Genomic DNA, 16,705 nt, shown 5'->3' with positions numbered 1-16,705 from the left:
AGCCAACGGGTCGGCGCGAAGCGCCGCCCGATGACAGGCTCCGCGAAGCAATCCAGAGCGCCGTGCACGACGCTGGATTGCTTCGTCACTTCGCTCCTCGCAATGACGGGGCCGAAAAGCCCCGAGGGTGACGACAACTAGTCAAATCTCGAACACCTGCCCCGGCTTCAGCACGGCAAACCGCTCGCGCGGCACGCCGACGGCATCGAGCGCCGCATAAAGATCCTGCTCCGGCGCATCCATCGCTTCGTCGGTGAGCTGGAAGGTGAAGTGATGATTGGCGAGCGCCTGCTCGGCGCCGCAATCGGCCAGCGCCATCACGGCGTCGGCGGGATTCATGTGCTGGTCCTTCATGAACCAGCGCGGCTCGTAGGCGCCGATCGGCAGGATCGCCAGCCGCAGCGGGCCGTGCGCGGCGCCGACGCTGCGGAAGTGCTTGCCCTCACCATAGCCGGAATCGCACACCACGTAGATCTTGCCGGCGGGCGTCTCCACCACGAAGCTCGCCCATAGCGCGCGGTTGCGGTCGAACGGGCCGCGCGCGGTCCAATGCCGCGTCGGCACCAGCGTCACCGCGACGTCTTGGCCAGAAGCGTCTCGGCCGAGCACGACGCGGTCGCTCCAGTCGTAAGCCTCGGCACGGATCGCGGAATCGTGGCCGGTCATGGTCAGGTCATTGCCGAACGGCGTGATCACCCGCGGCGCATCGCGCGCCGCCAGCCGCGACAGCGTCGCCAGGTCGAGATGATCGTAATGGCCGTGCGACACCAGCACGATGTCGATCTTGGGCAGCTTGTCGAAGGCGATGCCGGGATCGTTGTGGCGCTTCGGCCCGGCGAAGCTGACCGGCGACACCCGCTCCGACCACACCGGATCGATCAGGATGTTAAGCCCGCCGGTCTGCAGCAGCCAGCTGGCATGGCCGACGTAACTCAGCCGCGCTTTGGCGCCAGTCACGCTCGGCGGCGGGATGTCGGCGGCGACGTTCGGCACCCAGTCGGGCCACTTCGCCGGCTTGGTGGTGAAGCGCCAGCGCAGCACGTCCATCCAGCCCTTCGGCGGCGCGCCGTCGCGGTCGAAGAAGCGCTCACCGTCGAAGTGATCGGTGATCGGGCCTTTATACGAGGTCATGCGGGATACCCAGAAGGAGGACAGACCGGCGGTGGCAGCAAGGCCGGCGAACGACGCCAGCAGACGACGGCGAGTGATCAGCGTCATGCGGTCATGCGCCGACCAGCGCGACGCCTTCAGAGGCGGCGGCCCGGATGAGCGCGGCATCGAGCGTCGCCAGCTCAATCCGCTCGCGCTGCGCCAGTTCGAGATAGGCCGCGTCGTAGAAGGTCAGGCGATGACGCTGGGCCAACATGATGAGAGAGCGGTCGTCAGGGATTGGTGCAATCTCGATCGCCACCAAGTTGAGTTGCCGTAAAAAGCTCTCGAGACGTGGAAGCTCCAATCGCTTACGGCGAACTGCCACCAGCAGTGCATTTCGCGTTTCGAACCACCAGTGAGCAGGAACGAGTGCGGTCGCGATTCTCGAAAGATCGAATGCCCGATCCGCTATAGCCGAAGCTTCGTCCTGCATGCACCACGACACGGCAACGGACGCGTCGACAACGAAGCGCACGTTAGCTCCGTCCCTCGTCGCGCCAGGACAGGATCTCTTCCACAGTGGCGCGCGGCGCGGTCTTTCGGAGCTCGCGAATTTCTTCGATCGCTCGGCGAGCTTCTTCTCTTCTCCTCTCGTCGAACGGCGGCGCGACTTCGAACGATCTTGCCCCATCTCGGCTGATCGTCACCGTCTCGCCGCGTTCCACTTCGTCGAGCAGTTCCGCGATGTTGGCGCGCGCATCCGCCAGGCTGACGTGCTTCATGACCTGCGACCTCTGTTAAGTCGCCGATATATAGCAACTTTCCGTCGTTTCGGCAGACCCCGAAAAGACCCAAAGCGCCGCAATTCTTGACTTCACGGCGCCGTCGCGTCTAGATGCCGGCGAAATCTCGGAAAGTCTTCTTTTCGATCCGCCGACCGGTCCCAGAGGCCGGAGGCCAACGTCCGACAGCGCGATGCGCCCTCGGGCGCCATAAGTGTTTGCTTTTGTAGGCCTTTCACCGAGAGGCCGTCGCTGGAATTGGGCCGATGTTCGACAATCTGTCGGAAAAGCTGGGTGGCATTCTCGATCGGCTGACCGGGCGCGGGGCGCTCAGCGAGGCCGATGTCGATGCAGCGATGCGCGAGATCCGCCGCGCGCTGCTGGAGGCCGACGTCGCGCTCGAAGTGGTGCGCTCGTTCACCGACAAGGTCCGCGAGCAGGCGATCGGCGCCACCGTGGTCAAGTCGGTCAAGCCCGGCCAGATGGTGGTCAAGATCGTCAATGACGAGCTGATCGCCATGCTGGGGTCCGAAAGCCAGGCGATCGACCTCAACGCCGTGCCGCCGGTGCCGATCATGATGGTCGGTCTGCAGGGCTCCGGTAAGACCACCACCACTGCCAAGCTGGCCCGCCGCATGACCGAGCGCGACAAGCGCAAGGTGCTGATGGCCTCGCTCGACGTCTATCGCCCGGCCGCGATGGAGCAGCTCGCGGTGCTCGGCCGTGACCTCGGCATCGACACGCTGCCGATCGTCGCCGGCCAGAAGCCGCCGGATATCGCGCGCCGGGCGATGGAAGCCGGTAAGCTCGGCGGCTACGACGTCGTGCTGCTCGACACCGCCGGCCGCACCACGCTCGACGAAGACATGATGAGCGAGGCGGCCGAGATCAAAACCGCCGCCAATCCGCACGAAGTGCTGCTGGTGGCCGATAGCCTCACCGGCCAGGACGCCGTCAATCTCGCCCGCGCGTTCGATCAGCGCGTCGGCCTCACCGGCATCGTGCTGACGCGAATCGACGGTGACGGCCGCGGCGGCGCCGCGCTGTCGATGCGCGCCGTCACCGGCAAGCCGATCAAGCTGATGGGCACCGGCGAAAAGACCGACGCGCTGGAAGACTTTCATCCGAGCCGTATCGCCGGCCGCATCCTCGGCATGGGCGACGTCGTGTCGCTGGTCGAGAAGGCCGCGGCAACGCTGGACGCCGAGAAAGCCGCTGCCGTCGCCGAGAAGATGCGCAAGGGCAAGTTCGACCTCGGCGACATGCGCGAACAGCTGCTGCAGATGACCAAGATGGGCGGCATCGGCGGGCTGATGGGGATGATGCCCGGCATCTCCAAGATGAAGAATCAGATCGCCGCGGCCGGCATCGACGACAAGATCCTCAAGCGCCAGGTCGCGATCATCGATTCGATGACCCGCGAGGAGCGCAAGAACCCCGACATCCTCAAGGCCAGCCGTAAAAAGAGGATCGCCGCCGGCGCCGGCATCAAGGTCGAGGACGTCAACAAGCTGCTGAAGATGCATCGCAACATGGCCGACATGATGAAGGCCGTGAGCCGCGGCAAGGGTGGCCCGATGGCCGGCCTCGCCAAGGCGATGGGTTTTGGCGGCGGCATGCCATCGGCCGAGGAAATCAAGGCGATGCAGGACAAGATGCAGGCTGAAGGCGGCGGCCTGCCCGGCGGTCTTCCCGAATTGCCGAAGGACCTGCCCGCCTCGCTGCGCGGCGGCCTGCCCAATCTGCCCGGCCTCACCGGCCTGCCCGGCAAGCCGACCCTGCCGGGTCTCGGCGGCCTGTTCGGGAAGAAGAAATGAGCTGCCGCCGTTCACTCACCTCTCTTCTGTCATTCCGGGATGCGCCCCACCAGCGCGTTCACGCGCGTCTTCGACGCGCTATGGGGCGCAGGCCCGGAATCCATACTCCCGGCAGGGGTTATGGATTCCGGGCTCGCGCTACGCGCGCCCCGGAATGACGATAGCTAACTAAGCGTTTCAATCACACCGAACCCCCACCTAAGGAGCCAACAATGTCCGTCGTCATTCGCCTCGCGCGCGCTGGTACCAAGAAGCGCCCGTTCTATCACGTCGTCGTCGCCGACTCGCGCTTCCCGCGCGACGGCCGCTTCATCGAGCGTCTTGGCTACTTCAACCCGCTGATGGCCAAGGACAACGAAGCCCGCCTCAAGCTCGACCTCGACAAGGTCAAGGATTGGCTCGCCAAGGGTGCGCAGCCGTCGGACCGCGTTGCGCGTTTCCTCGACGTCACCGGCGTCAAGAAGCGCGAGCCGCGCAACAACCCGGAAAAGGCGGTGCCGCGCAAGGAGCGCAAGGCCGCTGAAGCCAAGTAAGCGGGCCGGCTGATGCCGTCCGGGCAGATTTGCGTGGCCCGGCAAGTCTGCGTCGCGCGAATCGGCGCGCCGCACGGCGTGCGCGGTGCGGTGCGGCTGTGGAGCTTCACCGCCGATCCGTTCGCCGTGACCGACTATGGGCCGCTCTCCACCAAGGACGGGACGCGGTCGTTCGAGATTGCGACCGCGCGCGAGGCCAAGGACCATCTGGTGGTGACGCTGAAGGGCGTCACCACGCGCGACGAGGCCGAGCGCCTCAACGGCCTCGAACTCTACGTGCCGCGCGACGCGCTGCCGCCGACCGAGGACGACGAGTACTACCACGCCGACCTGATCGGCCTCGCCGCGGTCACGACCGCGGGCGAACCGCTCGGCCGCGTGGTGGCGCTGCATAATTTCGGCGCCGGCGACATCATCGAGATCGCCCCGCCGTCGGGTCCGACGCTGCTGCTGCCGTTCACCAACGCGGTGGTGCCGACCGTCGACCTCAAGGCCGGGCAAGTGATGATCGAACCACCCGGCGAAATCGAAGGCGACACGCCGAATCATCCGGAGGCGTAAGCTTCCCGGGGACGTAAGCTTCGCAGACTCCCGTGTCCCGGACGCGATGCAGCACGCAGTGCTGCCTCGCAGATCCGGGACCCCGGTGACTTGCTTGGCGGCTCCGGAAAAACCGGGGCCCCGGATCTGCAGCGCACCCCGCCTTCGGCGCGCTGCGCTTTGTCCGGGGCACGGTGATTTAGTAATCGTCGTCATCGCCGGGCTTGACCCGGCGATCCATCGTCTCGCGAAAAGATGGATGCCCGGATCAAGTCCGGGCATGACGCGTCACTCGTTGCAGGCACCACATGACCTGGCGCGCCACTGTCCTCACCCTGTTTCCGGAGATGTTTCCCGGCCCGCTCGGCATCAGCCTGGCGGGACGGGCGCTGGCGGCGGGGCTGTGGGGGCTGGAGGCGCGGGATATTCGGGATTCGGCCACCGACCGGCATCGCAGTGTCGACGACACCCCGGCGGGCGGCGGGCCCGGCATGGTGCTGCGCGCCGACGTGCTGGCCGCCGCGATCGACGCGGTGGACGGGGCTGACCGCCCGCGGCTGGTGATGAGCCCGCGAGGCCGGCCGCTGACCCAGGCGCGGGTGGCGGAGCTCGCCGCCGGCCCGGGGCCGCTGATCGTCTGCGGCCGGTTCGAGGGCATCGACCAGCGCGTCATCGACGCCCGCGGTCTCGAAGAAGTGTCGATCGGCGACTATGTGCTGTCGGGCGGCGAGATCGCCGCGATGGCGCTGATCGATGCCTGCGTCCGGCTGCTGCCGGGGGTGATGGGCAGGCTGGAATCCTCGACCGAGGAGAGCTTTTCGGCCGGATTGTTGGAATATCCGCAATATACGCGGCCCCAAATCTTCGAGGACCGGCCGATCCCGGAGGTCCTGACCTCGGGCGACCACGCCAAGGTCGCGGCCTGGCGGCAGGCCGAGGCCGAAGCCCTGACCAGGGCCCGCCGACCCGATCTCTGGGCGCTGCGGCCGGCGCAAATCACGGGGCCGAAAAGCGAATCGCGAAAAACGCCAAAAAACAAGACGGACGGGTGACAAACCCCCAGGATTGCCGTATAGCACCGGCAAATCCGTGCAATGGCAGGACAATGGATCTTCGCGCAGCCCGCGCCGGGATGGTCGGGCGCGCCGCCGATGGAGAATTACCGATGAACCTCATTCAGACGCTCGAGAAAGAGCAGTTCGACAAGCTGTCCGCCGGCAAGACGATTCCGGAGTTCGGTCCCGGTGACACCGTGATCGTCAATGTGAAGGTCGTCGAAGGCGAGCGTTCGCGCGTGCAGGCCTATGAGGGCGTCTGCATCGGCCGCTCCGGCCAGGGCATCAACGAGAGCTTCACCGTGCGCAAGATTTCGTACGGCGAGGGCGTCGAGCGCGTGTTCCCGCTGCTGTCCCCGATGATCGACTCGATCAAGGTGGTGCGCCGCGGCAAGGTGCGTCGCGCCAAGCTGTATTACCTGCGCAACCTGCGCGGCAAGTCGGCCCGCATCGTCGAGAAGAAGCAGGACCGCGCCGCTCCGGCCGCTGCTGCTGCCGGCGCCGCCGAGTAATCAGCTTCACCGATCCGAGCTTCGAAAGCGCGGCCTTCGGGTCGCGCTTTTTTGTTGCGGCTGCGTTGCGCGCCGGCCGGCCGCGCGAAACATTGTCGACCTGCCGCGACGTGCTATATGGATGGAATGTTTCCAGATCGCTCAACGCTCCGGCTCGCCCGCGTCGTCCTCGACGACCGCAGCCGCTTGCCGTGGCGGTTCTTCGGTCGGCTGACGACGGCCGCGCTGATTAGCTGATCGCGCGCTACGCGATCCTGCTCTCACTTCGACAATTCAAAGATCCTGCTGAAGGACCGACATCATGTCCGCCAAACCCACCACGCTGTACGACAAGATCTGGAACGACCATCTGGTCCACGAGGCCGAGGACGGCACCTGCCTGCTGTATATCGACCGCCATCTGGTGCACGAAGTGACCTCGCCGCAGGCGTTCGAAGGCCTCCGCACCACCGGCCGCAAGGTGCATGCGCCGGAGAAGACGCTGGCGGTGGTCGATCACAACGTGCCGACCAGCGATCGCTCCAAGCCCAACCCCGATCCGGAAAGCGCCGAGCAGATCGCCGCGCTGGCCGAGAACGCGCGCGATTTCGGCGTGACGTACTACAACGAATTCGACAAGCGGCAGGGCGTCGTTCACGTCATCGGCCCGGAGCAGGGCTTCACCCTGCCCGGCACCACCATCGTGTGCGGTGACAGCCACACCTCGACCCACGGCGCGTTCGGCGCGCTGGCGCACGGCATCGGCACCTCCGAGGTCGAGCACGTGCTGGCGACCCAGACGCTGATCCAGAAGAAGGCCAAGAACATGCGCGTGACCGTCGACGGCGCGCTGCCCGACGGCGTCACCGCCAAGGACATCATCCTGGCGATCATCGGCGAGATCGGCACCGCGGGCGGCACCGGCTACGTGCTGGAATACGCCGGCGACGCGATCCGCGCGCTGTCGATGGAAGGCCGCATGACGGTCTGCAACATGTCGATCGAAGGCGGCGCCCGCGCCGGCCTGATCGCGCCCGACCAGAAGGCCTACGACTTCCTCAAGGGCCGTCCGATGGCGCCGAAGGGCGAGCTGTGGGATGCCGCGGTCCGCTATTGGGACACGCTGCGCTCCGACGAAGGCGCGCATTTCGACCACGAGCTGCGGCTCGACGCCGCCAAGCTGCCGCCGATCGTGACCTGGGGCACCAGCCCCGAGGACGTCATCTCGATCACCGGCCGCGTGCCGAACCCGGCCGATATCGCCGACGAGGCCAAGCGTCTCTCCAAGGAGCGCGCGCTGGCCTATATGGGCCTGACGCCGGGCACCAAGATCACCGACATCAAGATCGACCGGATGTTCATCGGCTCCTGCACCAATGGCCGCATCGAGGACCTGCGCGCCGCCGCCAAGGTCGCCGAAGGCAAGACCGTCAACGGCAACGTCAAGGCGATGATCGTGCCGGGCTCGGGCCTGGTGAAGGAGCAGGCCGAGGCGGAAGGGCTGGACAAGATCTTCATCAAGGCCGGCTTCGACTGGCGTGAGCCGGGCTGCTCGATGTGCCTGGCCATGAACCCCGACAAGCTGGCGCCGGAAGAGCGCTGCGCCTCGACCTCGAACCGCAACTTCGAGGGCCGCCAGGGCTTCAAGGGCCGCACCCACCTGGTGTCGCCCGCGATGGCCGCCGCCGCCGCAATCGCCGGCCACTTCGTCGACATCCGCGACTGGCACTAAGCACGGCGTGCCGGACAAGTACCAACGTCATTGCCGGGCTTGACCCGGCAATCCATCTTCCGAAAGAGCGATGGACCGCCGGGTCAAGCCCGGCGGTGACGATCAGGGATCATCAGATACACGGCAGGCGCCCCATCGGGCGCCTGTTTGTTTTTTGCCGGCTGGGTCCTACCAGTACACGCGCCAATGACGATGATGGCGGTGATGGTGCCAATACGGGCGGTGCCAGTGGTGCCGCCACGGGCGATACCGGCAGACGCGGCGCGGGCCATAGTACGTGTAGATCACGCGGCAGAACCGGCGCGGGCCGTAATACACCGGCGTGGTGTAACGCGGACCGTAATAGCCGTAGTAGCGCGGGCCATAGTAATGCCGGCGGAAGCCGTAATGGCGATGACCATAGAACCGTGGTCCGCCGTAAAATCTTGGCGCGCCGTAGAACGGGCGATGATGATAAGCGCCGCCGATCCCGTACGCGCCGCGATGGAATCCGCCGCCGTGAAACGCCGGACGGAAGCCGCCACCCCGGAAGCCGCCGCCATGAAATTGGCCGCCGTGAAAGCCGCCGCCATGGTGGCCACCGCCATGCCCGCCGCGCACCTGAATGACGCGGTCGGAGGCCGGCTTCACCGCGCCCGCGCTCACGGGGGCGAACGCCTGCGCCCGCGGCGCGCTGGCGATCGAGGCGGCCAAGGCCGCGAACGCCGCCACGCTCAGCACGCCAAGCCGGCGGACCAATCCAAAGCGACCAAGCCTCGTTGTCGTCACCGCCGTGGCCATCCGTCCTCCGATCCGCCGTGAACCGGCGATGGGATGAAAAGGATCTTCGCTCGCAGCGAGGTTAGGAAGACGGACGTGAACGCGTCATGAATGGCAACGCCGCCAACTACGCGTCGCGCTTACCAGGACGGCTGGAAGCCGTAGCCGCCGAAGCCGAACGGAAAGAACGGCGCCATGCCGTCCAGACGAGCGCCCGAGGGCCGGACCGCGTCGGCCGGCGCGGCGCGATGCCGGGCGCCGCGATATTTGTGGCGGCGCACCTGCCGCGGCGCATGAGCACGGCCGCGATGCCGTGAACTGAACTCGGTGGCGCGAGTCTGCGCCACCTGCATGCCGGCCCGGCCCTGCAGGTCCGAGGTCTCCGCCATCGCGGCGGGACTGATCAGTCCGAACGACGCCGCCACCACCGCGGCTCCGATCCAAATTCGCATCGCAGATCCTCCTCGATAGCACCGAACGCATGCTAGCGCGTCGGAGGCGCGCGCGACAGGCCTAACAGAAACAGGCCCGCAGAACGGGCCTGTTTGCTGAACGATGCGTTGCGATCAGCGCCAGTGGCGGTGATGCGGACGGATGTGGCGATGATGGCCGTAGTGACGGTGCGGGCGATGCCAGTGACGGTGCGCGCGCGGATGATGGCGATAACCGTGGTGATGGCGATAGCCATGACGATGGTGGCGGTACTGCACTTCGCTCACGTTCGGCACGACGTCGCGCTGCACGCTGGTGGCGATGCCGGCCGCCGCGACCGGCGCGGCTTCGGCGCGCTGGGTCGGCGCTGCGATCAGCAGCAGGCCGGCGATCGCGGCGAGACCCGAAAGTTTCAAGAAGTTCATGATGAGGGTTCCTCGGTTTGAGATGCGCTTTGTCCGGCGATGCGCGTAGTTAGTTCGAAAACCGCACAGCGACCGGCGCCGCTTGTGATGATGCTGAAGCCCGCGAGGTGAACGCGAAGTGAATGCGTCTGCATGCGCGAGTGAATGCGTCCGCAACGAAGTAGTTCCTTGCGGACGCGTTTTTACTCTGCGCGCTGGGAAACCAAACGCCGGTTCGCGCGTCTTTGCTGGCGTTTGGCGAAGGAGACCGACATGACGCAGTCACGCTGGTGGCGAGGCATCACCGCATCGGCCGTCGCGACCTGCGGCATCGTGGCGCTCAGCGCAAACGCCGCAGCCGCGGCATCGGCTCTCGCGACAACTGCCGCAGCCGAGCCGGTCGATACCGCGATGGCCTTCATGGTGTACGGATCGATGGCGGCCGGAGTGGTCGCCGGCCTGATCAGCCGTGCCGAGCGCTCACGCCGATAGAACGACTCAGCCGCGCCGCCAGAAGCAATTCATCCGCGGCGTGATCACGGTGCCGCTCGGCCGATATTCCTGCACATAGGTGGCGGTGCATTCACGCACCGCATTCGGGCCGGGATTGAAGCGCGGATAGACATCGTCATCCGGCACGACGCGCGGATAGATCCGCAGTCGCCTCGGCCGGCGCCGCTCCTGCGCAGAAACGTCGGTGGCAGCGGTCGACTGCTGCTGCGTGGCCGCCGGTTGCGTCCGGGACTGGGCCTGCGCCGGTTGCGGAGCCTGCGCCAGCAGCAGCGCCGCTGCCAGGCCTGTCGCCAAGGTCGTCCGTCCGATCATCGCCCGCCGTCCCATCGTCGATCCTCGCCGGCACCGTCCCCGATCAGGCTGCCCGCGTCAACCGCAACCGTTTGCCGCCTTTGCCGAAACCCCCGTCATCCCCTACAAGACGCGGATGTGGACCTCCGCCAAAGCGCCCTCGCTGGCCGATTTCGAACAGATGGCGCACGACGTTTACGGCAAGCTGCCGGACGAGTTCCGGGCGCTGTGCGAGGGCGTGATCATCCGCGTCGACGATTTCCCGACCGACGAGGTGATGGACGAGATGCAGGTCGAGACCGAGTTCGACCTGCTCGGCCTGTTCCAGGGCATCGGCCTGCCGCAGCAGTCCAGCCAGGACATCGCCCCGATGCCCAACATGATCTGGCTGTATCGCCGGCCGATCCTCGATTATTGGGCCGACCACGACGACACGCTGGGCGAGATCGTCCGCCACGTCCTGATCCACGAAATCGGCCACCATTTCGGTCTGTCGGATGCCGACATGGAGGCCATCGAGGCGCAGGCGGGGGACTGAGCTTGCGTCCCTCATGGTGAGGAGCGCGAAGCGCGTCTCGGACCATGAGGCAGCACAGCCTCGCGGCCATCCTTCGAGACGCCCGGCACCGCCCTATCGGGCTGTGCCGGGCTCCTCAGGATGAGAGCGGAGCGTGGAGCGGCCTTGCGAAGAAACGCCTTGGAACGCCGCCGCGGGCCGGCTAAAACCCGGCCTCAATCTGGGAAAATCGCCATGGACAAGTTCACCACGCTGGAAGGCGTCGCGGCGCCGCTGAAGATCATCAATGTCGACACCGACATGATCATTCCGAAGCAGTACCTGAAGACCATCAAGCGCACCGGCCTCGGCAAGGGCCTGTTCTCCGAACAGCGCTACAAGGACGACGGCAGCGAGAACCCGGATTTCGTGCTGAACAAGCCGGCCTATCGCAAGGCGTCGATCCTGGTGGCCGGCGACAATTTCGGCTGCGGCTCGAGCCGCGAGCACGCACCGTGGGCGCTGCTCGATTTCGGCATCCGCTGCGTGATCTCGACCTCGTTCGGCGACATCTTCTACAACAACTGCTTCAAGAACGGCATTCTGCCGATCCGCGTGTCGCAGGAAGACCTCGACAAGCTGTTCGACGACGCCGAGCGCGGCGCCAACGCCACCGTGACGATCGACCTGCCGGCGCAGGAGATCCGCGGCCCGGACGGCGGCACGATCAAGTTCGAGATCGACCCGTTCCGCAAGCACTGCCTGATCAACGGCCTCGACGACATCGGCCTGACGCTCGAGAAGAAGCCGTCGATCGACAGCTACGAGTCCAAGCTCAAGACCGAGCGCGCCTGGGCGTGACCTCTTTCACCTCTCCCCGCGCGCGGGGAGAGGTCGGATCAGCGCGCAGCGATGATCCGGGTGAGGGGGCGTCTCCCCGCGGCCGAGACTCAGTGCCGGCGTCGCCCCTCACCCCACCCCGCTCCCCGCAAGAGCGGGGCGAGGGAGCAGGCTGCGATCGGGGCACCTTCGCGACTCCCATCACCGCAGTCATTCCGGGGCGCGCCACCGGGTCCGGCCTCCGGCCGGCCCGATGACAGGCTCCGCGCGACCCGGAATCGCGACGTGTTCTGCGACTCCGTCGTTTCCACAACTGCGAGATTCCGGGCTCGCGAGCTTGCGCTCGCGCCCCGGAATGACGGTGCTTGGGGCTGGCCGGCCGCTAGCGCTGGCGTAACGGGGACGGCTTGCCGGTTTCGCGGGCCGCCTACTTCCCCGCCAGTTCGATCGCGTCGGCGATCGCGATCGTCTTTTTGGCGATCTCGGCGTGCAGGCGCTCGACCATGCGGCCGTCGAGCTGGATGGCGCCGCGGCCCTGGTTCTCCGGACGCTCGAACGCCGCGAGGATGGCGCGGGCCTGGGCGATGTCCGCGGCCGGCGGCGTGAAGGCAGCGTTGCAGGCGTCGATCTGGCCGGGGTGGATCAGCGTCTTGCCGTCGAAGCCGAGGTCGCGCGCCTGGGCGCATTCCAGCCCGAGCCCATCGGTATTGGCGATGTCGCTATAGGGCCCGTCGAGCGCCACGAGGCCGTGGACGCGCGCGGCGAGCACGCAGTTCAACATCATCGGGATCATGGTGGAGCGCCCCGGCAGCATGCGGATGCCGGTCTCGCGCGCGATGTCGTTGGGGCCGAACACGAAGCCGGCCAGCCGCGTCTCGGGGTTCTCCGCCTGCGCGGCCAGCTCCTCGGCATGCAGCACGCCGCGGGCGGTCTCGATCATGATCCAGACCCGGATCGCCGGGTCGGCTTTGAGCGCAGCGAGTTGCGACGCGATGGTGGCGATGTCCTCGACGCTGGAGACCTTCGGCACCAGGATGCCGTCCGGAACGACCTTCGCGGCCATCGCGATGTCGTCCTGCCACCACGGCGAATCCAGCGCGTTGATCCGCACCAGCACTTCGCGATGGCCGAAGCCCTTGGCCGCCACCGCGGCGGCGATCTGGTCACGCGCCTGCGCCTTGGCGTCGGGCGCCACTGCGTCCTCGAGGTCGAGGATCAGCCCGTCGGCCGGCAGCAGCCGCGCCTTGTCCAGCGCCCGCGCATTCGATCCCGGCATGAACAGCAGGCTGCGGCGCGGTCGGATCATGATGGGGCCTCCAGAAGATAGGAAAATCACCCGAGCCGATACCATTTCGCCGCCCGCGCCGGAAGGCTTGTTCATCGCCGCATCCTGTGATTATCCCTGCGGCATCAGGCGCGCGCGTATCCTGGTCGCATCACATCCCCGCATCCGCGCAACATTCGCAACCCGACACTTCTCCAGCCACAGAGAGACCGCGCCGATGGCCTCCTTCCCGACCTCCCTGATCTCCGGATACGAAGCGTTCCGCGCCCAGCGGCTGCCGACCGAGCAGTCGCGCTACCGCGAACTATCCGAACGCGGCCAGTCGCCCGAGGTCATGCTGATCGGCTGCTGCGACTCGCGCGTGTCGCCCGAAGTGATCTTCGACGCCGGGCCGGGCGAAATGTTCGTGGTGCGGAACGTCGCCAATCTGGTGCCGGTGTACGAGCCCGACGGCGGCGCCCACGGCGTGTCCGCGGCGCTGGAATTCGCCGTGCAGGTGCTGAAGGTGAAGCACATCGTGGTGCTCGGCCATGCGCAATGCGGCGGCATCCGCGCCTTCGTCGAGAAGCCGGCGCCGCTGACGCCGAGCGACTTCATCGGCCGCTGGATGTCGATGTTCAGCAAACCCGGTGAAGTGGTCGAGCAGCGCGAGTCCGAGACCATGCAGGACTTCATCACCCGGATCGAGAAGGCCGCGGTGTTCCGCAGCCTCGAGAACCTGATGACCTTCCCCTGCATCAAGATCCAGGTCGAGCGCGGCAAGATCCAGCTCCACGGCGCCTATTTCGGCGTCGCCGACGGCGAACTCTCGGTGCTGGACCAGGAAACGAAGCAGTTCGTCCCGGCCGTGAAGGTGGTGTAGTTCGACACGATCGTCATTGCCGGGCCTGACCCGGCAATCCATCGCTCTTCGGGAGAGATCTAGCCGCGCGCCTGCGCGCGGGACCGATGCGCGGGTCAAGCCCGCGCATGACGACCCGGTGCTAGTCGGAACGGAGCATGAACTTCGTGCGTTGGGAACAAAACGCAGGAGCTCCGCGATGGACAATCCCAAGACCACAACAGCTTCGAATACCGAGAAGGATCCGGACGACTGGGTCAGCGGCGACGAGCCGATGACCGGCGCGCAGGCGTCGTATCTCAAGACGCTGAGCGAACAGGCGCACGATCCGGACGCCTATCAGGACGACCTCACCAAGGCCGAAGCTTCGAAGCGCATCGATGCGTTGCGGGAGAAAGCCGGCGTGGCGAAGTAACAACGCTCGTCATGCGCGGGGTTGACCCGCGCATCCATCGTGCGCGTTAGCTTTGTGAGAGTCTCACGAAGTGGATGGATTGCCGGGTCAAGCCCGGCAATGACGCGTGATACGGAGGGTGGGCAAAGCGAAGCGTGCCCACGCGCTGTTACCAAGCAGCGTACAGGGTGGGCACGCGCTGCGCGCTTGCCCACCCTCCGACGCTACAATGTTGCTAATTACGCCGCTTTCTTCTTCGCGGTGATCAGCTTGCGGTTGATCAGCACTTCGGCGATCTGGATCGCGTTCAGCGCCGCGCCCTTGCGGAGGTTGTCGGAGACGCACCAGAAGGCGAGGCCGTTCTCCACCGTGCCGTCCTCGCGGATGCGGCTGATATAGGTGGCGTCCTCGCCGGCGGCCTCGTACGGCGTGACGTAGCCGCCCGGCTCGTGCTTGTCGATTACCAGGCAGCCCGGCGCGTTGCGCAGGATGCTGCGAGCCTCGTCAGCGGTGATCGGATTCTCGAACTCGACATTGACCGATTCCGAATGGCTGACGAACACCGGCACCCGCACGCAGGTGGCGGTGAGCTTGATCTTCGGATCGAGAATCTTCTTGGTCTCGACCACCATCTTCCACTCTTCCTTGGTAAAGCCGTCTTCCATGAAGACGTCGATCTGCGGGATGAGGTTGAAGGCGATCCGCTTGGGGAATTTCTTATTCACCAGCTCGTCGTTGGTGTAGACGGCCTTGGTCTGCGAGAACAGTTCGTCCATCGCATCCTTGCCGGCGCCCGACACCGACTGATAGGTCGACACCACCACGCGCTTGATCTTGGCGTGGTCGTGCAGCGGCTTCAGCGCCACCACGAGCTGCGCGGTCGAGCAGTTCGGATTGGCGATGATGTTCTTCTTGGTGAAGCCGGCGGCCGCCGCGGCGTTCACTTCCGGCACGATCAGCGGCACGTCCGGATCCATCCGCCACGCCGACGAATTGTCGATCACGACTGCGCCCTGCTGGCCGATCTTCGGCGACCATTCCTTCGACACTTCGCCGCCCGCCGACATCAGGCAGATGTCGACGTCGCTGAAGTCGTAATGCTCCAGCGCCTTGCATTTCAGGGTCTTGTCGCCGTAGCTCACCTCGACGCCGACCGAGCGGCGCGACGCCAGCGCCACCACCTCGTCCGCCGGGAACTTGCGCTCATCCAGAATGCCGAGCATTTCGCGTCCGACATTGCCGGTCGCACCGACCACCGCGACTTTGTAACCCATCGTTGACTCTCCGAAGAAATTCGCCCGCCGCGCCCTGACGCGGAAAGGAGAAGCCAGCGCTTCTATGCGAGAAACGCCCGCAACACAACTTGATACCTGCTTTGCGGCTTGCGCCGCCCCGCCCTGCGTGCCCTTCCGTCCGGAGCGTTGCCGATGCGATCGAACCCGCCCCACCGGGCCGAGCCTCGCCGGATCCATCCGGCGCTCGACAGCTTCGCCGACGACTGCCGCGGCACCCTGACGGGCGTCGTTTTATATATAGGCGCGCTGGCGCTGATCGGCATCCTGGTCGTGGCCACGGCCGGACCGCTGACCGAGGCGGCGATCACGACCGCGACCGAGCTCGCGACCCGCCGGATCGGTCTCGCCGGCACGCCCGCGAGTCCGGACATGCTCGGACATCCCGAGCAGGGCCGCTACGCCGCCGCGCGGCGGCCGGCTGAAGGCCGGGGAAGCCTCGCCGCCAGCGCCGGGCAGACCCTCGGGCTGCGCGGCGCATTCTGACCGGCGATTCGCCGGAATCGTTTAAGGCGCTGGAATCGATGCAACATTCTGGCAAGGTCCGGATTGCATTATTGCGCGCGGTGTTGCCCGTTTGACCTTGTGGCGGTGCCACAGGCGCGGCTAGAAAGAGACGTAATTCGCAATGCGTCTGTCGATGAGGACCCGATGACCCTGAAACTGAATGCCGCCAAGACGTTTGCGGTGCTGCTCGCGACGGCGGCCGTGATCGCGGCCGGCATCTCGTCCGCAGACGCGCAGCAGACCACCAAGAAGCGCGTCTATCGGTCGAACGACCAGATCCGCTACGGCGACCGCGGCCCGAACGTGTCGTACCAGTCCGGCCCGCGCACCCGCGTCTACATCACCAAGCGCTCCTGGCTCGACGCCGGCACTGAAGTGCTGCCGGGTGACCGCAAGTTCACCGACTATGCCAACCCGCCCGGCTACTCCTTCGCCCGCGAGAACGGCCAGCGCCCGATCGACCGCGCCCCGCTCAATCCGCCGTCGGATCTGGGCGGCTACCCGACCGGCTTCCCGCTGTACTGAGCGACGCCGACACCCGGCGACCAAGACATCCCGATACGAAAATGCCCGGCTTGGCCGGGCATTTTTTATGAAGCGCTCTCCGAT

General features: G+C 66.3%; 22 protein-coding genes. 13 read left to right on the top strand and 9 right to left on the bottom strand.

Annotated elements, in window-relative coordinates; genetic code table 11:
- Positions 1-141: 141 nt before the first annotated feature.
- From IP86_RS25180 to IP86_RS25170, 3 genes are read right to left on the bottom strand one after another with little or no spacing between them, the layout of a single operon-like run.
- Positions 142-1,218: an MBL fold metallo-hydrolase gene (locus tag IP86_RS25180; RefSeq protein ID WP_054165184.1), complete on the bottom strand. Its 1,077-nt coding sequence runs from the start codon at positions 1,216-1,218 to the stop codon at positions 142-144.
- A gap of 4 nt (positions 1,219-1,222) precedes the next feature.
- Entirely contained in the window at positions 1,223-1,627 is a 405-nt protein-coding gene (locus tag IP86_RS25175; protein ID WP_245290733.1) for a type II toxin-antitoxin system VapC family toxin, read from the bottom strand.
- Between the two features lies 1 nt (position 1,628).
- Positions 1,629-1,874: a type II toxin-antitoxin system Phd/YefM family antitoxin gene (locus tag IP86_RS25170; RefSeq protein WP_054165181.1), complete on the bottom strand. Its 246-nt coding sequence runs from the start codon at positions 1,872-1,874 to the stop codon at positions 1,629-1,631.
- A gap of 266 nt (positions 1,875-2,140) precedes the next feature.
- On the opposite strand from IP86_RS25170, the gene ffh reads away from it, so the two are divergent.
- The 6 genes from ffh (at position 2,141) to leuC (ending at position 8,042) form a co-directional block, all read left to right on the top strand.
- Positions 2,141-3,691: a signal recognition particle protein gene (ffh, locus tag IP86_RS25165; protein ID WP_054165180.1), complete on the top strand. Its 1,551-nt coding sequence runs from the start codon at positions 2,141-2,143 to the stop codon at positions 3,689-3,691.
- Between the two features lie 212 nt (positions 3,692-3,903).
- Positions 3,904-4,224, top strand: coding sequence for a 30S ribosomal protein S16 (gene rpsP / locus IP86_RS25160; RefSeq protein WP_054165179.1), 321 nt, complete (start codon positions 3,904-3,906; stop codon positions 4,222-4,224).
- 12 nt (positions 4,225-4,236) lie between these two features.
- A complete protein-coding gene (rimM, locus tag IP86_RS25155; protein ID WP_054165178.1) occupies positions 4,237-4,785 on the top strand; it encodes a ribosome maturation factor RimM in 549 nt (182 codons plus the stop codon).
- A 287-nt stretch (positions 4,786-5,072) separates the two neighbouring features.
- Complete coding sequence (gene trmD, locus IP86_RS25150; protein ID WP_054165177.1) at positions 5,073-5,816, top strand: tRNA (guanosine(37)-N1)-methyltransferase TrmD; 744 nt, start codon at positions 5,073-5,075, stop codon at positions 5,814-5,816.
- Positions 5,817-5,929: 113 nt separating this feature from the next.
- Positions 5,930-6,331, top strand: a complete 402-nt coding sequence (gene rplS, locus IP86_RS25145) for a 50S ribosomal protein L19 (RefSeq protein ID WP_054165182.1) — start codon at positions 5,930-5,932, stop codon at positions 6,329-6,331.
- A gap of 301 nt (positions 6,332-6,632) precedes the next feature.
- Positions 6,633-8,042, top strand: coding sequence for a 3-isopropylmalate dehydratase large subunit (leuC, locus tag IP86_RS25140; RefSeq protein ID WP_054165176.1), 1,410 nt, complete (start codon positions 6,633-6,635; stop codon positions 8,040-8,042).
- A gap of 168 nt (positions 8,043-8,210) precedes the next feature.
- Here leuC and IP86_RS25135 read toward each other — a convergent pair whose 3' ends face one another.
- From IP86_RS25135 to IP86_RS25125, 3 genes are all read right to left on the bottom strand, one after another.
- Positions 8,211-8,822, bottom strand: coding sequence for a hypothetical protein (locus tag IP86_RS25135; RefSeq protein ID WP_054165175.1), 612 nt, complete (start codon positions 8,820-8,822; stop codon positions 8,211-8,213).
- A 119-nt stretch (positions 8,823-8,941) separates the two neighbouring features.
- Positions 8,942-9,253, bottom strand: coding sequence for a hypothetical protein (locus IP86_RS25130; RefSeq protein ID WP_054165174.1), 312 nt, complete (start codon positions 9,251-9,253; stop codon positions 8,942-8,944).
- A gap of 114 nt (positions 9,254-9,367) precedes the next feature.
- Positions 9,368-9,658 carry a hypothetical protein gene (locus tag IP86_RS25125; RefSeq protein ID WP_054165173.1) on the bottom strand — a complete coding sequence of 97 codons (291 nt, stop codon included), beginning with the start codon at positions 9,656-9,658 and terminating at the stop codon, positions 9,368-9,370.
- A 252-nt stretch (positions 9,659-9,910) separates the two neighbouring features.
- Here IP86_RS25125 and IP86_RS25120 point away from each other — a divergent pair, with 252 nt between their 5' ends.
- Entirely contained in the window at positions 9,911-10,129 is a 219-nt protein-coding gene (locus IP86_RS25120) for a hypothetical protein (protein ID WP_156332619.1), read from the top strand.
- A gap of 6 nt (positions 10,130-10,135) precedes the next feature.
- On the opposite strand, the gene IP86_RS25115 is transcribed toward IP86_RS25120, so the two are convergent.
- Positions 10,136-10,477: a hypothetical protein gene (locus tag IP86_RS25115; protein ID WP_245290732.1), complete on the bottom strand. Its 342-nt coding sequence runs from the start codon at positions 10,475-10,477 to the stop codon at positions 10,136-10,138.
- Positions 10,478-10,577: 100 nt separating this feature from the next.
- On the opposite strand from IP86_RS25115, the gene IP86_RS25110 reads away from it, so the two are divergent.
- On the top strand, positions 10,578-10,979 hold the full coding sequence (locus tag IP86_RS25110) for a metallopeptidase family protein (protein ID WP_054165170.1): 402 nt from the start codon (positions 10,578-10,580) through the stop codon (positions 10,977-10,979).
- Positions 10,980-11,192: 213 nt separating this feature from the next.
- Positions 11,193-11,798, top strand: a complete 606-nt coding sequence (gene leuD, locus IP86_RS25105) for a 3-isopropylmalate dehydratase small subunit (protein ID WP_054165169.1) — start codon at positions 11,193-11,195, stop codon at positions 11,796-11,798.
- Between the two features lie 406 nt (positions 11,799-12,204).
- On the opposite strand, the gene IP86_RS25100 is transcribed toward leuD, so the two are convergent.
- Positions 12,205-13,083, bottom strand: coding sequence for an HpcH/HpaI aldolase/citrate lyase family protein (locus tag IP86_RS25100; RefSeq protein ID WP_054165168.1), 879 nt, complete (start codon positions 13,081-13,083; stop codon positions 12,205-12,207).
- Positions 13,084-13,279: 196 nt separating this feature from the next.
- Here IP86_RS25100 and IP86_RS25095 point away from each other — a divergent pair, with 196 nt between their 5' ends.
- A complete protein-coding gene (locus IP86_RS25095; RefSeq protein WP_054165167.1) occupies positions 13,280-13,924 on the top strand; it encodes a carbonic anhydrase in 645 nt (214 codons plus the stop codon).
- 178 nt (positions 13,925-14,102) lie between these two features.
- Entirely contained in the window at positions 14,103-14,318 is a 216-nt protein-coding gene (locus IP86_RS25090) for a DUF3072 domain-containing protein (RefSeq protein ID WP_054165166.1), read from the top strand.
- A 218-nt stretch (positions 14,319-14,536) separates the two neighbouring features.
- On the opposite strand, the gene IP86_RS25085 is transcribed toward IP86_RS25090, so the two are convergent.
- Complete coding sequence (locus IP86_RS25085) at positions 14,537-15,571, bottom strand: aspartate-semialdehyde dehydrogenase (RefSeq protein WP_054165165.1); 1,035 nt, start codon at positions 15,569-15,571, stop codon at positions 14,537-14,539.
- Between the two features lie 153 nt (positions 15,572-15,724).
- Here IP86_RS25085 and IP86_RS25080 point away from each other — a divergent pair, with 153 nt between their 5' ends.
- Together IP86_RS25080 and IP86_RS25075 are read left to right on the top strand one after the other, a co-directional pair.
- Complete coding sequence (locus IP86_RS25080; protein WP_054165164.1) at positions 15,725-16,075, top strand: hypothetical protein; 351 nt, start codon at positions 15,725-15,727, stop codon at positions 16,073-16,075.
- Between the two features lie 165 nt (positions 16,076-16,240).
- Positions 16,241-16,621 carry a hypothetical protein gene (locus IP86_RS25075; protein WP_054165163.1) on the top strand — a complete coding sequence of 127 codons (381 nt, stop codon included), beginning with the start codon at positions 16,241-16,243 and terminating at the stop codon, positions 16,619-16,621.
- Positions 16,622-16,705 lie beyond the last annotated feature (84 nt).

The organism is Rhodopseudomonas sp. AAP120 (assembly GCF_001295845.1).
Taxonomy (GTDB): Bacteria; Pseudomonadota; Alphaproteobacteria; order Rhizobiales; family Xanthobacteraceae; genus Rhodopseudomonas.
The sequence above is the reverse complement of the archived record's forward strand: the minus strand, read 5'-3'. Positions and strand labels throughout refer to the sequence as shown.